17 protein-coding genes are annotated in these 13,435 nt (G+C 53.8%); all 17 read left to right on the top strand.

Features of this window, described 5'->3' with window-relative positions; translation table 11 throughout:
- The first annotated feature begins 6 nt into the window (after positions 1-6).
- The 17 genes from tagF (at position 7) to tssE (ending at position 13,433) form a co-directional block, all read left to right on the top strand.
- On the top strand, positions 7-723 hold the full coding sequence (gene tagF / locus ACQG1K_RS12675) for a type VI secretion system-associated protein TagF (protein ID WP_045308303.1): 717 nt from the start codon (positions 7-9) through the stop codon (positions 721-723).
- A gap of 11 nt (positions 724-734) precedes the next feature.
- A complete protein-coding gene (gene tssA, locus ACQG1K_RS12670) occupies positions 735-1,751 on the top strand; it encodes a type VI secretion system protein TssA (RefSeq protein ID WP_426720847.1) in 1,017 nt (338 codons plus the stop codon).
- Positions 1,752-1,826: 75 nt separating this feature from the next.
- Positions 1,827-2,351: a type VI secretion system contractile sheath small subunit gene (tssB, locus tag ACQG1K_RS12665; protein ID WP_022648413.1), complete on the top strand. Its 525-nt coding sequence runs from the start codon at positions 1,827-1,829 to the stop codon at positions 2,349-2,351.
- A gap of 3 nt (positions 2,352-2,354) precedes the next feature.
- Positions 2,355-3,854, top strand: a complete 1,500-nt coding sequence (gene tssC, locus ACQG1K_RS12660) for a type VI secretion system contractile sheath large subunit (protein WP_006810956.1) — start codon at positions 2,355-2,357, stop codon at positions 3,852-3,854.
- Positions 3,855-3,933: 79 nt separating this feature from the next.
- A complete protein-coding gene (locus ACQG1K_RS12655; protein ID WP_032624078.1) occupies positions 3,934-4,359 on the top strand; it encodes a Rap1a/Tai family immunity protein in 426 nt (141 codons plus the stop codon).
- 3 nt (positions 4,360-4,362) lie between these two features.
- Positions 4,363-4,857 (top strand): T6SS effector amidase Tae4 family protein, encoded by a 495-nt coding sequence (locus ACQG1K_RS12650; RefSeq protein ID WP_022648411.1) that lies wholly within the window; start codon positions 4,363-4,365, stop codon positions 4,855-4,857.
- Positions 4,842-5,291, top strand: a complete 450-nt coding sequence (locus ACQG1K_RS12645; protein WP_063147830.1) for a T6SS amidase immunity protein Tai4 family protein — start codon at positions 4,842-4,844, stop codon at positions 5,289-5,291. The genes ACQG1K_RS12650 and ACQG1K_RS12645 overlap by 16 nt, the downstream gene beginning before the upstream one ends.
- A 180-nt stretch (positions 5,292-5,471) precedes the next feature.
- Positions 5,472-5,954 carry an Hcp family type VI secretion system effector gene (locus tag ACQG1K_RS12640; RefSeq protein WP_014884229.1) on the top strand — a complete coding sequence of 161 codons (483 nt, stop codon included), beginning with the start codon at positions 5,472-5,474 and terminating at the stop codon, positions 5,952-5,954.
- Positions 5,955-6,194: 240 nt separating this feature from the next.
- Complete coding sequence (locus ACQG1K_RS12635; protein WP_123906481.1) at positions 6,195-6,425, top strand: hypothetical protein; 231 nt, start codon at positions 6,195-6,197, stop codon at positions 6,423-6,425.
- A 129-nt stretch (positions 6,426-6,554) separates the two neighbouring features.
- A complete protein-coding gene (locus ACQG1K_RS12630) occupies positions 6,555-7,571 on the top strand; it encodes a hypothetical protein (RefSeq protein ID WP_367074354.1) in 1,017 nt (338 codons plus the stop codon).
- Positions 7,572-7,964, top strand: a complete 393-nt coding sequence (locus ACQG1K_RS12625) for a hypothetical protein (protein WP_367074356.1) — start codon at positions 7,572-7,574, stop codon at positions 7,962-7,964.
- A 254-nt stretch (positions 7,965-8,218) separates the two neighbouring features.
- Positions 8,219-8,392: a hypothetical protein gene (locus ACQG1K_RS12620; RefSeq protein ID WP_225648634.1), complete on the top strand. Its 174-nt coding sequence runs from the start codon at positions 8,219-8,221 to the stop codon at positions 8,390-8,392.
- 90 nt (positions 8,393-8,482) lie between these two features.
- Positions 8,483-10,258, top strand: a complete 1,776-nt coding sequence (gene tagH / locus ACQG1K_RS12615; protein WP_032624080.1) for a type VI secretion system-associated FHA domain protein TagH — start codon at positions 8,483-8,485, stop codon at positions 10,256-10,258.
- Positions 10,255-11,052: a PP2C family protein-serine/threonine phosphatase gene (locus tag ACQG1K_RS12610; RefSeq protein WP_367074358.1), complete on the top strand. Its 798-nt coding sequence runs from the start codon at positions 10,255-10,257 to the stop codon at positions 11,050-11,052. The genes tagH and ACQG1K_RS12610 overlap by 4 nt, the downstream gene beginning before the upstream one ends.
- 16 nt (positions 11,053-11,068) lie before the next feature.
- On the top strand, positions 11,069-12,055 hold the full coding sequence (locus ACQG1K_RS12605) for a hypothetical protein (protein WP_367074360.1): 987 nt from the start codon (positions 11,069-11,071) through the stop codon (positions 12,053-12,055).
- A 9-nt stretch (positions 12,056-12,064) separates the two neighbouring features.
- A complete protein-coding gene (locus ACQG1K_RS12600; RefSeq protein WP_058677558.1) occupies positions 12,065-12,877 on the top strand; it encodes a type VI secretion system accessory protein TagJ in 813 nt (270 codons plus the stop codon).
- Positions 12,870-13,433 carry a type VI secretion system baseplate subunit TssE gene (gene tssE, locus ACQG1K_RS12595; RefSeq protein WP_015570336.1) on the top strand — a complete coding sequence of 188 codons (564 nt, stop codon included), beginning with the start codon at positions 12,870-12,872 and terminating at the stop codon, positions 13,431-13,433. Before ACQG1K_RS12600 ends, tssE begins: the two co-directional genes overlap by 8 nt.
- The last annotated feature ends 2 nt before the right edge of the window (positions 13,434-13,435 follow it).

Genomic DNA, 13,435 nt, shown 5'->3' with positions numbered 1-13,435 from the left:
AGCCGTATGACGAATACCCCTGCGATGAACCGTTATAGCTGGTATGGCAAATTACCCAGCGCCGGAGATTTTTTGCAGCGTCGCTTTCCGGATACCCTGCAACGCCAGTGGTCGCACTGGTTTCAGGTCGGCCTGCTGGCCTGGCAACAGGAAGAGCAGCGCAGCGGCGAGCGCCCGTTTTCTAAAGCCCCGGTGTGGAACTTTGTCGTCCCGCCGATGCTCGGTAGCCAGATGATTCAGATGGGCTGCCTGCTGCCGGGCCGTGACAGCGTAGGCCGTCACTATCCGGTATGCCTGCAACTGAGTTTCACCCCGACCGAGTGGTCATCCCGTCTGCTCGGGCAGGCTGAAAGCTGGTACCAGCAGCTTGGCCGTCTGGGGCTGCACGCGGTGCGTAACAGCTATTCTGCCTCCCAGCTGGATGAAATGCTGATGACCATCCCGGCGCCCCAGCCGGTTGAGCCGCAAAAGCGTTCCGACATTCTCGACGTGATTGGCTATGACGACGAGGGTCAGAGCACGCTGGGCTGGCCGCAGGCGGCGGAGTGTTTTGATCCGCTGCGCCAGACCAGCTACTGGTGGACAAACCGCTGCGACGGCTATCCGCTTTACACCCACGTCCACAGCGGAAACTTCACCGGGCAGCTCTTTACGCTGCTGTTCGATCCGGCAGGCGGCGCCCGTCCGGGCCGCCACGGTCTTTACCCGCCTATGTTTGAATAAGCAGGGATCTTATGAATATCGATGAATTTCTCGCGCCGATAAGCCCCGATAACCCCTGCGGTGAAAACCTGGAGTACGACGCTGATTTCCAGGCCATGGGGCAGGCCAGTCAGGGCAAAGCCGAACAGCAGTTTGGCGACACCATCATTCCGGCAGAGCCTGCCGACTGGAACACGGTGGAAAAACTCGCCACCAGCCTGCTGGGCCGCACCAAAGATCTTCGCGTCATGCTGGCGTTAACCCATGCCTGGACGCGTCGTCGCGGGCTGGCAGGTTACGCCGACGGGCTACTGCTGGTGCAGGAAGCCCTGTCCCGTTACTGGGAGCAACTTTACCCGCTGCTGGAAGAGTATGGCGAAACCGATCCGTTCTACCGCATTAACGCCCTCGCCGGGCTGAGCGATAAATCTGACCTGACGGTCGCGGTGCGTAACGCCTCACTGCTCCGCTCTAACGGCGATGAGATTTCGCTCCGTGACGCCCAGGCGCTGCTTGACGGCAGTAAAACAGAGTGTCCGGATTATCCGGGCGGTCGTCCACGACTGATCGATGAGCTGGCCCGGGGCGATCAGCCCGGCACCGAAGCGGTAATCGTGATCAACGAACGCCTGCTCGCCATCCGCGAACTGCTTACCGGCTATCTCGGGGAAAGTGGCGTACCGGAGATGGAACAGCTGCAGAAAACCGTCGGGCAGGTTTCGAGCGCCTGTCAGGTGACCGATATCAGCAAGTTGCTGCCGAACCGTGACGCGCAGGCTGAGCAGCACGCCGAGCCGCAGCCGGTGACCGCGTCGCCCGTTCAGCAGGTGACGGACTGGCGCAGCGTGCAGGTGACCAGCCGCGCCGACGCGCAGCTGATGTTGGAAAAAGCGAAACAGTATTTTGCGCAGTACGAACCCAGCCACCCCGCACCGCTGATGATTGAACGGGTGCAGCGGCTGTCTGAACTCAACTTTATGGACATTATTCGCGACCTGGCGCCAGACGGCGTTAACCAACTGGAAAACATCTTTGGACGCCGCGAATGACGCGTCCTGGCATTATGACGACAGGCATGGAGTCTGCCGTTTCACCTTCACCGCGCATCTTTGATGGAGAACATCATGGCAATGAGTAACAGTGGACAGAAATTCATCGCACGCAACCGTGCTCCCCGCGTGCAGATCGAATATGACGTAGAGATCTACGGCGCAGAACGCAAAATTCAGCTGCCGTTTGTGATGGGCGTTATGGCCGATCTGGTTGGCAAGCCGGTGGAAAACCTGCCAGCCGTCGACGAGCGTAAGTTCCTTGAAATCGACATCGACAACTTCGACGAACGCATGAAGGCGCTGAAGCCGCGCGTGGCGTTCCAGGTGGATAACACCCTGACCGGCGAAGGTAAGCTCAACGTCGATCTGACCTTTGACAGTATGGACGACTTCCTGCCGGACGCGGTGGCCCGCAAGGTTGAGCCGCTGAACAAGCTGCTGGAAGCGCGCACCCAGCTCTCTAACCTGCTGACCTACATGGATGGCAAAAACGGCGCGGAAGAGCTGATTGCAAAAATCCTTCAGGATCCGACGCTGCTAAAATCCCTGAGCCAGATGCCAAAAAATGACGAAAGTGCAAAAGGTAGCGAGGAATAATCGATGAGCAACCAGACCCAACAACACGATCAGCAGGCGGGCCAGGCCTTCAGCCAGGACGAGTTCAGCGCGCTGCTGAATAAAGAGTTCCGCCCGAAAACCGATCAGGCGCGCTCTGCCGTAGAAAGCGCGGTAAAAACCCTGGCGCAGCAGGCGCTGGAAAACACCGTGACCTTTTCAAACGATACCTACCGCACCATTCAGAACCTGATTGCCGGTATTGACGAGCAGCTTTCACAGCAGGTGAACCAGATCATTCACCACGAGGAGTTCCAGAAGCTGGAGAGCGCCTGGCGCGGGCTGAGCTATCTGGTGAACAACACCGAAACCGACGAGATGCTGAAGATCCGCTTTATGAGCATCTCCAAGCAGGAGCTGGGCCGCACCCTGAAGCGCTACAAGGGCGTGGGCTGGGACCAGAGCCCGATCTTCAAAAAAATCTACGAGCAGGAGTACGGCCAGTTCGGTGGCGAGCCGTTTGGCTGCATCGTAGGCGACTACTACTTCGACCACAGCCCGCAGGACGTTGAGCTGCTGGGCGAGATGGCGCGCATCGGCTCTGCGGCCCACTGTCCGTTCATCACCGGCACCGCGCCGGGCGTGATGCAGATGGAGTCCTGGCAGGAGCTGGCTAACCCACGCGACCTGACAAAAATCTTTCAGAACACCGAATACGCCGCCTGGCGTTCACTGCGTGAATCGGAAGATGCCCGTTATCTGGGCCTGGTCATGCCGCGCTTCCTGTCGCGTCTGCCGTACGGCATTCGCACCAATCCGGTCGACAGCTTTGACTTTGAAGAGCAGACCGACGGCGCAAACCACAACAGCTACTCCTGGGCGAACGCGGCTTACGCGATGGCCGCCAACATCAACCGTTCCTTCAAAGAGTACGGCTGGTGCACCTCGATTCGCGGCGTGGAGTCCGGCGGGGCGGTGGAAAACCTGCCGTGCCACACCTTCCCGAGCGATGACGGCGGCGTGGACATGAAATGCCCGACCGAGATCGCCATCAGCGATCGTCGTGAAGCCGAGCTGGCGAAAAACGGCTTTATGCCGCTGGTTCACCGCAAAAACTCCGACTTCGCCGCCTTCATCGGCGCGCAGTCCCTGCAAAAACCGGCCGAGTATCACGACCCGGATGCCACCGCTAACGCGCGCCTGGCCTCCCGTCTGCCTTACCTGTTCGCCTGCTGTCGTTTTGCTCACTACCTGAAGTGCATCGTGCGCGACAAAATCGGCTCCTTCCGCGAGCGCGAAGAGATGGAACGCTGGCTGAACGACTGGGTGATGAACTACGTGGACGGCGACCCGGCTAACTCCTCCCAGGAAACCAAGTCTCGCAAACCGCTGGCGGCTGCGGAAGTGCAGGTGCAGGAAATTGAAGACAACCCGGGCTACTACGCCGCGAAGTTCTTCCTGCGTCCACACTACCAGCTGGAAGGCCTGACCGTTTCCTTGCGTCTGGTATCTAAACTGCCGTCGCTGAAGACGAAGGACGCGTAATGATGATTGCCGGCCCGAAGGGGCCGGCAATTTGAGCGGAAGAGCTTAGCTTGTTTCTGTCAGTGAATAAGGATAGACGGTGAAACATATACTTTTGATCGCGACCAGTTTGCTGGCAGTTTCTACTCTCGCAAGCGCGGAGGCAGGAAATTACAAATACCCTCAAGCGGAAGCATTGCCTCAGGATGACACATCAAACTTCCAACGCGATCCGACGCTGTTAACAGGGTACGATTTAAATCTGAGTGCAGAGCGTTTTGCTAAAGCCTGGCTGTCGAAAACGAATGAACGTGAACGCATTAAGGCAAATATGTATCTTCTCGGCGTAGTCGACGCGTCTGAGGGCACTGCATGGTGCAAGGGCAGGCCTTTTTTGCCAAATACAATACATGAGTTTCTCTATTCTCGTTTTGCGAACTTATCGAAACAGAAAGGCGAGGAGCGCGCTTCAAAAATCATCATTGACGGCATGAAAGAATTACGCCCGTGCAAAAAAGGAGAGTGACAAATGAGACCATTATACGAACAACTTAAACGTCAGCATTACTCTTCAAATCACACACGCGCGGGTTTTGCCTCGGGTGAACAGGTTTTTTCAGAAATTGGCTACGATTATTCGACGATTATCAAGCAACAACCGGCATACGAAAATACCTGTGCGGTAAGAATGAGCCTGGCATTGTTAAAATGCAATGTTGAATTTACAGGGCGTTTACCCATAAAGACCGGTCCCTATAAGGGAAAAACAATCGAGCCTGGCGCAAAATTACTTGCCGATCAGCTTTATAAATCCCATGTGTTTGGCAAGGCAGAAATCTTTAAAGACCGCGAGGCTGGTGCACGCTCAATGTTGGGCCGAAAAGGTGTTGTTTTCTTCAATAAAATTGATGGGTATGGGGGTGGTCATATCGACCTTATCGAGCCTCTGAGTAATAATTCGTTTATATGTAACTCCGATTGCTTTCCGTACTGTCAGGAAATCTGGTTTTGGGAATTAAAATAATTATATTCAGGTTTCTAAAGGCCGCATTTCTTTTGCTCACTTGCTTATCTTTTTCTGCTCGCGGTGACAACCCTTACGTTGATTTTTATCAGCAGCAAACATACCGGCAGGTGGTAAAAGATTTGGTCCTGGCGCGCTGCCTTGCGCAGGTTGCAGATAAAGGCAGTCAATTTTCTGCTGATGCGGCCCGCAGTGCGAGTGCATTTATTGAATGGATACCGTTTGATGCTGAAAACGGTACTGACAAAGTTAACGCCATTATTGGGAAGTATAAAAACCAAATTAATGGTTTCCACTCGGAGCGCAAACCTGATGTAAAAGGCGTAACCTTAAATTGTCTACGTCTTTATCATAGCGACGAACTGAATAAACTGGTTCCGCAGCTCATCATTGGCGATCCTGATCGTACCTGGATTCAGGATAATCCGCAGTAGTAAAAGACTTCACATTCTTTCCGTTCATTCAGGGGGAATGTAAGACTGTCAAATGACACGGGTCGTTTGATATGAGGCAGAGGTAAAATATGGACGGTTTTATTCAGCCCCATGCTTTCCTGTTTGCCATATAAGGGCTTTTTCGAAAGCAATATTGTTCATCCACGAAGAGTAGATATTATGGCTATTGATATGTTTCTGAAGGTCGAGGGTGTTACGGGCGAATCTAAAGATTCTAACCACACCGGCTGGACTGATATTACCTCCTTCTCCTGGGGCGCGTCCCAGCCGGGTAATATGAGCGTTGGTGGCGGCGGCGGTGCCGGTAAAGTTAACTTTAACGATCTGCACGTTAACGCTCTGATCGACAAATCCACTACAGCAATCCTGAAACACTGCGCAAGCGGTAAACACCTGACCAAAGTTGAACTGTCCGTCTGCAAAGCGGGTGGTCAGCAGGTTGAATACACCCGCATCACCCTGGAAGACGTTCTCGTAACCTCTGTTCAGTACACCGGTGCAGACAACGGCGATACCGTTGGCGTGACCTATGCATTCCAGGCTGCGAAAGTGAAACAGCAGTACTGGGAGCAGACCACTGCCGGTGGTAAAGGTGCTGAAAGCAGCGCTGGCTGGAACATTAAAGAAAACAAAGAAGCGTAATTGTTCATCCATGACCGGGGAACCTCCCCGGTCATGATGATTGATTCCAAATATGTTGCAGGTGAATGATGATTAGAGAGTTAAACGTAATATCAATCGCATTAGCCTGTAGTGCTTGCATTTCACCACCTGCACAGTATAAGAAACTTTCTGTTACGTTAAAAAAACAAAATCCCTTGTTTTGATATCAGGCTGGATTCAAATTTTATTGGGCCTGTATCAGTTTACGCACCATCTGTAATGAAACGCGTTGGTAATCAATGGAAAACTATTAATTCTCATGACCAACTTCCAGCAATGCATATCTTGATTACAGAGGAGTGTATTCGTCTGAATGAGGTTGACTGGCGCAAAAGTGAGTATGATGTTGTATTGAAGATTGTCAATGAAAAAACTGCTATTCGATATGCTGCACGGTTAATATTAAAGAAAGGTATAAGTTGCGAGTTACTTTTAACGGCAAGTGAATGATATAATTTTCAAACCTCGGTGTTTTCGAGAGTGCATCGGCGTTTGAATGTTTATTTAATTATAAAATAATTAAACAATTCACCACTGCAAACTCTGGACAACTATGTGTGTTGATTAAAGGGTTTAAATATGACACATCGTTCAACCGTTAGCCCGGGCTACTGTGTGGTCCAACATCCTGGAACTTTAGATTATCAAGCTCGATTATTGTTTAATAATGTCAATAGCGAAGCCGCTAGATACTTTATGCAAATAAACAATGACACACCTTGGTTGAAACCAGGGCAGTTACTCATCGTGGCTGACCCAGACAACACGAATCAGTCATCGCAACTGAGTATTCTTTCCAGGGCAAAACAGAAAATTAACCATGCGCTAGCATCATTAAACACATCGGTTGCAGAGTATCTCCACGCTAATTATGACAATATTTCTGCATTGACTTCTTTAGGTGATAAACTAGCTGGGAATGCTGGTGATTTAGGTGAGAAATATTTCAGGCAAATTGAAAATATACTCATTAAAATTGAGAAGACTTATCAGAATCAGTTTATATCCCAAGGTTCTTTAATTGGTCAGCAGTTTTATATGGAAAGAAGGGCGTTATTCTCTCAGCTAAAACCTTTATTAAATAACGTAAGCAAGCTAACACTTAAGATTCAAACCTGCGAAAATATTAAAAAAGCATTGAACTTATCAAGCCGCTCTATCGTCCATGAATGGAGTACGGTTGGTATCGGCGCGATCCCTGGATATTCAGATTATATTGTACGCTCTTCTCGCGCGGCTAGTATTATGAAAGCAGGGGGCTGGATCTCACTAGGTTTCTCTTTTTTGAATACTTCTAATGATGTTTATAAAGCCTGTACTGTCGATCGTGAAGATGAATGTGGAAAAGTTGCTGTTACTGAATATAGTAAGTTTGGTGGAGGTACGCTTGGTGCTGCGGGAGGAGCCTGGGCTGCGTCTTTAGGTACTGGCGCTCTTTGCGGTGCAATGGGAATACCTACGATGGGTACTGGTGCCCTTGTGTGTGGAATTGTTGTAGGACTAGGCGCTACTTCTGCGGGAGCCTGGATGGGTACTAAAGGAGGGGCTGAATTGGGTGAAGGGATTAGTAACTTGATTTTTTCTGGGGACGAATAAATGTATGGAGATTTGCGTTTAATATTGCTTTTATTGGTTTTTTTAGGACTGTTTGCTTCTTTGTTTTTTTATTTTTATTTTTATCGTAAATATTCCCTGGAGCTATCAAAATCATTTCATATTTTGAGTGATAAGCAATATTTAGATGTAAACGATTATCTTTTTTATGAACAACTTGGTCTTCCCGGATTTGCGCATCGTGTGTTCCTTATGAAAAGGATTTTGGCTGGAAAAGCCACAAAGCAAAATAGCAAAAAAAATCTCCCTCCGGAGGCAGAGGCATTAGTATCATCGATATACGATTTCTCATGGATAAAAATGTTTTACAGGATGACACTTTTTGTTGTCTTTTTGATGCTTCTATTGTTCTTATTGATTGCTACAGGTCCCTAAAAGCATGTCATCTTTATGCCTGGCAAATATAACGTTATTGTTTCTTGTGCTTTTATTTATTAACGTTGTAATCATGGATGTTTACAGTTCTCGGTTTTTTAAAAAACACGAGTAAGATTATAAGTGGCTTCTCTCTGAATATCGCCAAAAAGGCTACGATCTCGATCTGGTGACAAATTACGCATCTTTTTTTGGCTCGCTGGCGAACTATCAAAAAAATAATCTGGTTTGTTCGTCTTCGCAAAGGCGTGAAGATGAAATTTACCAAAGACAGAAATGTTCAGGATGATGCCTATAAATTCGTTCAGGCTTTACCGGAAGAGAGAATCGGCTGGATATTAAAACTTCATCGACGCTATAAAGTTCAGGCCTTACTTTTTACGCTATGGCTGCTTATCGGCATTATTTTCCTGAATGTAGTCAAATAGCTTTAATCAGCCCTTAACCCCCAAACCCCGCCGTTCTCACCCCCGAGAGCGGCAGCGTTTGAGCGCTAATCATACCAGCAGGAATACGCCATGCGATTCACGATTATTTCTACGAAACCCGGTCATCAGCCGCCGCAAAGCAGCTGTGATTTTTATGCCCCGGGCGGCACCATTGGGCGCGGTACGGATAACAATCTGGTGCTGCCGGATAATGACCGCACCATCTCGCGTTTGCAGGCCATCGTTCACGTCGACGCCAGTGGCGAATGCCGCGTCACGAACCGCGGCAGCGTTACCCGCGTGGTACTGAATGATATCCCGCTGGAGCGTGGGCGTCAGGTTGAGCTTCAGGATGGGGATATTCTCGGTATTGATGATTATCGCATTGAAGTCAGCGAACTCATTCATGACACCCAGCCCGTAAGCCGCATGGCGGCCAGCATGCAGCAGGCGCGCCCAGCGGCGACACCTGCTCCGGCGGCACAACCGAAACCGGCCAGCGCCGCGCCGCGCGGAAAAGCTGAACCTACGGCCGTGCCGTCGGAAATCTGGGACAGCCTGATGCAGGAGTTCTCCATCTCCGACAGCATCTCCAGCAATCGGGCAAAGCCACAGCCCGCGGCCTCCCACGACCCGTTCTCCCAGCCTGCGGCCCCGGAGCGGAATGCCGAAGACCCGCTGGCGATGTTCAACGATGCCGATCCGTCGCTTGAACGTAAAAACGTGGACCCGGACACGCTGTTCAGCGATGAAGCGTTGTTTAAAAAAGAGAGCATCTTTGACGATGTCACCCCTTCAACGCTGGTACAGCCGGACGAAAGCAAACCTGCCCAGCCAAAGGAAGAGGCGTCGGATGAACTCGATCCGTTAGCCCTGTTTGGCGGGTCGGCGAGCGCGCCTGCCGCGCGTCACGATGACCCCCTTGGCCTGATGGGCGGCGCGCCGTTAACCCATCCGGATGAAATCGTGGCTGATAAGCCGGAGCCAAAGCCTGAAGCGCAAGCCGCACAGGAAGAGGATGCGCTTGCCAGCTCACCGCTGTTCGATCCGGAACCGACTGAACCACAGGACGCGCCGCGCGCGGAAGAGGAGCCCGCGCGTCCCGATTACGCTGGCTTCACCATGCCAACACCGCAGGCCGTGGCGCGCAGCAACGCGCAGGCGCCGAAAGGCCGCCTGCGTATCGACCCGGTTAAAAACGCTGCATCGCCTGCCGCCTCCGCGCAGACCGGCGAGCGGGGCGAGGTGCTTCAGGGCGAACTGCTGGAGGCGCTGCTGGAGGGCATGGGCCTGAGCGAAATGCAGCCGGTGCCGCAGTTTGACCGGGAAAATATGCGTCAGCTGGGGCAGATCCTGGGCATGTTCTCGCAGGGGACCGTGGCGCTGCTCTCCTCGCGCTCCATCCTCAAGCGTGGGGTGAAGGCCGATATGACCATGGTGCTCGACGATGCCAACAACCCGTTCAAGCTGCTGCCAACCGGTAAAACGGTCCTGATCCAGATGTTCGGCACGCCGATGCCGGGCTTTATGCCGCCGACCAAATCGGTGCGTGATGCGCTGATCGATCTGCAGGCGCACCAGCTGGGGATGATCTCCGGTATCCGCGCCATTATCGCCGCCATGCTGCAATCCTTTAACCCGGAACAGCTGGAAGAGCAGGCGAAACAGAACGGAATGACGTCACGCCTGGCGCTGCCGGGCAGCCGTAAAGCCGCGCTGTGGGATTATTTTGTTCGCAGCTATGGCGAGACGGCGGGCGAGATCGAGGACGACTTCCATACCCTGTTTGGCGAAGCCTTCCTCCATGCCTATGACATGGAGGTCAATCAGTACAAAGACTCACAAAGCGGATCGGAAGAAAAATGAATATCGCAACGGCTTCTCTCTCCCGCCAGGGGACGCGCGCCAGCAACCAGGATCAGACGGGAGAAACCATCGGGGAACGTTCAGCCTGCTTTGTCGTCTGTGACGGCATTGCGGGCCTGCCGGGCGGCGAGGTGGCCGCTGAGCTGGCCCGCAATAGCATTATTTCCCGCTTTGACGGCGACAAGCACCTGAATGCGCAGCATATTCGTGACTACGTCCAAACGGCGAACCGCACCATCCTCAGCGAACAACAGGCCGTGCAGGACTATCGCCGGATGGGTACCACGCTGGTCAGCCTGTTTATCGACAGGGATTACCGTCTGGCTTACTGGGCGCACGCCGGAGACAGCCGCCTGTACCTGTTTCGCCGCGGCTGGCTGTGGCACGTCACCACCGACCACAGCCTGGTGCAGCAGATGAAAGATGCCGGGCATCAGACCGACGATCTCAACAGCAACCTCCTGTATCTGGCGCTGGGTATTGAGAATGGCGGACCGGAAGCGAGCTACAGCGATGTCGTGCAGGTTGAAGACGGTGATGCGTTTTTACTCTGCACCGACGGTTTCTGGCACGGCGTCAGCGAAGAGCAGATGAAACAGTCGCTGCACATGGTCAATACGCCACAGGAGTGGCTGACCTTGATGAACCAAATCATTCAAAAGAATGCTGAACAGGAGGGCAATGCTCAGGATAACTATACCGCCGTGGCGGTGTGGATGGGCAACCCTCAGGACATCACTTTGCTGCATACGCTCTCTGACGCAGCACAATTTCTTCCCTGCGGAACTGATTAGACACACAAGGATTGATATGAAACTTTGGCTATCGGGTTTGGCTCTTCTGACGGTGGCGACCACCGCACAGGCTGAAAACTTCCGCATCGTGCAGTCTCCTGCGCAGAAGCTGGATATCTGGATCGACAACATTAAAGACAATACGCCGCAAAGTTGGTGTAAGGCGGACGTGGCGCTGCGTATCGTGGCGAACGGCAAGAAAGAGGTTTCGGTGCTGGAAAACTTCGTGCCGCGCCTTGGCTCGCTGCTGGAGCACCAGTGTAGCAAACTGAATACCCTGAACTGGTCGCTTAACGATCCGGAAGGCACGACGCTTGCCCGGGGCACAGCGGCTAAAGCGCAGGACTGGGCGCTGGTGGTGAAACAGCAGGAAACGGCGGCGGCAACGACCACCACCTCAGGCGCGCTGCTACCGCCTGACCAGAATCCGGAGACGCACACCGTGGCGGCAGATCGTACGCCATGGCAGGAGTTCACCCTTCAGGACGGTTGCCACCTGCGCACCTTCTGGGAGGGCGGTTCCTCCGCGCCAGCGCTGTTTATTCCCGATTCCGACACCACTCGCTGCGGCAACGGCAGCTGGCTCAGCGGCCACACCGTGGTGACGCAGAATCGTAACGGGACGCAGAAAGCGATTCCGGTCACCTACATTCACGGCTTCCCGGTGATGGGACTGAACAACGCGGTCGATCCTGAAAAGGCGCTGATCACCTCCGTCAACAAAGAGCGCATGGTCTTCAGCACCCCGAACAGCGACCAGAGCTGGATGATCCTGCCGTACGACAGCACCCTGAACGGCTGGAAGAGCAACGGCACGGTGGCGGTGGAAATCACCCGTGAGATCGCCAGCGACGACGCCAGACTCCAGGCGCGTATCGCAGAGGTGAAGAAGATCTGGAGCGCATGGGTTGCACCGGGCGCGGAGCTGAACGTTGTTCTGATTGACACGCTGCGTCCGCAGCTACGCGATCCGGCTGTGGGCGCCTGGCGCGCGGCGAATTAAGGAGGGGCTATGAATACGCTTTATCAACGTCTGGCGGGTGAGTCGATTAGCGACGCGCTGCTTCGCCTGGAAGCCGAAATCAAAGCTCGTCCGGCGGATGCCGATCTGCGCGCTGCGTTTGTGCAGTTTCTGATCCTCAGCGGCAACTGGGCGCGCGCCCTGACCCAGCTGAAAAGCTGGCTGGCGCTGAAGCCGCAGGCAAAACCAACCGTAACGCTGCTGGAGCAGGCCATTCAGGGTGAACAGCAGCGGGCGCGCGTGTTCGCGGGAGAGGTACGACCGGCAATGCCCGAGGCGCAGTGGCCGTGGCTGACCACGTTAGCCCAGGCGCTGACCGAAAGCGCAGGGCATGCGCAAACGCTGCGCCTGGCGGCACTCGAACAGGCCCCGGCAAGCCGCGGGCAGGTCACGCTGGAGAATGAAGAGAGCCACACCTTTGAATGGCTGATGGACGGCGATGCCCGTCTGGGGCCGGTGTGTGAAACCCTGGTCAATGGCCGTTATTTCTGGGTGCCGTTCTGCGCCATCGACACGATCCGTTTTCAGGCTCCGGACAGCGTGACCGATCTGGTGTGGCGTCATGCGCTGGTCCGCCTCACGGACGGCACCGAGCAGGTGTGTCAGATCCCGGCGCGTTATCCGTTTGCTGACGGAGCGCCAGACAGCGTTAAGCTGGGGCGCACCACCGAGTGGCTTCCACTCGACGATGACGGCACCCTGTATGAAGGCATGGGGCAGAAAGCCTGGCTGAGTGAGCAAAGCGAAAGCCCGCTGCTCACCCTGAGCCTGGTGACGTTCGCCGCGGATGGCGCGGATGAGTAATCCCGCTGGCGAAGGCGATCTGCTGCGCAGCGGCTGGCAGGCCCGCAGCAGACAGGAGAAAGTGGGGGCGCGCGACAAAATGCAGCCGTCACTGCTGGATCGCCTGACGGATAACGATCCGGAAAAAAAACGCGAGTCCGCCAACAGTAATCTGATTACCCACGCCGCGCTGCGTCGTAACGTCCTGCGGGATTTACAGTGGTTGTTTAACACCATTAACCACGATGCCTCCAGCGATCTGAGTGGTCTGACGCAGGTGAGCCGTTCTGTCGTTAACTTTGGCGTGGCGCCGCTGGCGGGGAAAAGAATGTCCGATATCGAATGGCACGACATTCAGCGCAAGCTCACCGAAGCGATTATTAACTTTGAACCGCGGATCCTGCCGCAGGGGCTTCAGGTTCGCTGCGTGTCCGATACCTCCTCATTAGATCTGCACAACGTGCTGTCTATCGAAATCAAAGGCCGCCTGTGGTGCGTACCGTATCCGCTGGAGTTTCTCTTTCGCACCGACGTCGATCTTGAGAACGGCCATTTTGAACTGAAGGATGCGGGGTAATT

It is taken from the genome of Enterobacter cloacae complex sp. 402C9, assembly GCF_050030745.1.
Lineage (GTDB): Bacteria > Pseudomonadota > Gammaproteobacteria > Enterobacterales > Enterobacteriaceae > Enterobacter > Enterobacter intestinihominis.
Note: the sequence above shows the minus strand (reverse complement) of the source record. Positions and strands in the feature narration are given on the sequence as shown.

Bases quoted from the DNA above. Each gene is read 5' to 3' on its own strand.
- tagF (WP_045308303.1), top strand. From the start codon at position 7: ATGACGAATACCCCTGCGATGAACCGTTATAGCTGGTATGGCAAATTA.
- tssA (WP_426720847.1), top strand. From the start codon at position 735: ATGAATATCGATGAATTTCTCGCGCCGATAAGCCCCGATAACCCCTGC.
- tssB (WP_022648413.1), top strand. From the start codon at position 1,827: ATGGCAATGAGTAACAGTGGACAGAAATTCATCGCACGCAACCGTGCT.
- tssC (WP_006810956.1), top strand. From the start codon at position 2,355: ATGAGCAACCAGACCCAACAACACGATCAGCAGGCGGGCCAGGCCTTC.
- ACQG1K_RS12650 (WP_022648411.1), top strand. From the start codon at position 4,363: ATGAGACCATTATACGAACAACTTAAACGTCAGCATTACTCTTCAAAT.
- ACQG1K_RS12640 (WP_014884229.1), top strand. From the start codon at position 5,472: ATGGCTATTGATATGTTTCTGAAGGTCGAGGGTGTTACGGGCGAATCT.
- ACQG1K_RS12635 (WP_123906481.1), top strand. From the start codon at position 6,195: ATGAAACGCGTTGGTAATCAATGGAAAACTATTAATTCTCATGACCAA.
- ACQG1K_RS12630 (WP_367074354.1), top strand. From the start codon at position 6,555: ATGACACATCGTTCAACCGTTAGCCCGGGCTACTGTGTGGTCCAACAT.
- ACQG1K_RS12625 (WP_367074356.1), top strand. From the start codon at position 7,572: ATGTATGGAGATTTGCGTTTAATATTGCTTTTATTGGTTTTTTTAGGA.
- ACQG1K_RS12620 (WP_225648634.1), top strand. From the start codon at position 8,219: ATGAAATTTACCAAAGACAGAAATGTTCAGGATGATGCCTATAAATTC.
- tagH (WP_032624080.1), top strand. From the start codon at position 8,483: ATGCGATTCACGATTATTTCTACGAAACCCGGTCATCAGCCGCCGCAA.
- ACQG1K_RS12610 (WP_367074358.1), top strand. From the start codon at position 10,255: ATGAATATCGCAACGGCTTCTCTCTCCCGCCAGGGGACGCGCGCCAGC.
- ACQG1K_RS12605 (WP_367074360.1), top strand. From the start codon at position 11,069: ATGAAACTTTGGCTATCGGGTTTGGCTCTTCTGACGGTGGCGACCACC.
- ACQG1K_RS12600 (WP_058677558.1), top strand. From the start codon at position 12,065: ATGAATACGCTTTATCAACGTCTGGCGGGTGAGTCGATTAGCGACGCG.
- tssE (WP_015570336.1), top strand. From the start codon at position 12,870: ATGAGTAATCCCGCTGGCGAAGGCGATCTGCTGCGCAGCGGCTGGCAG.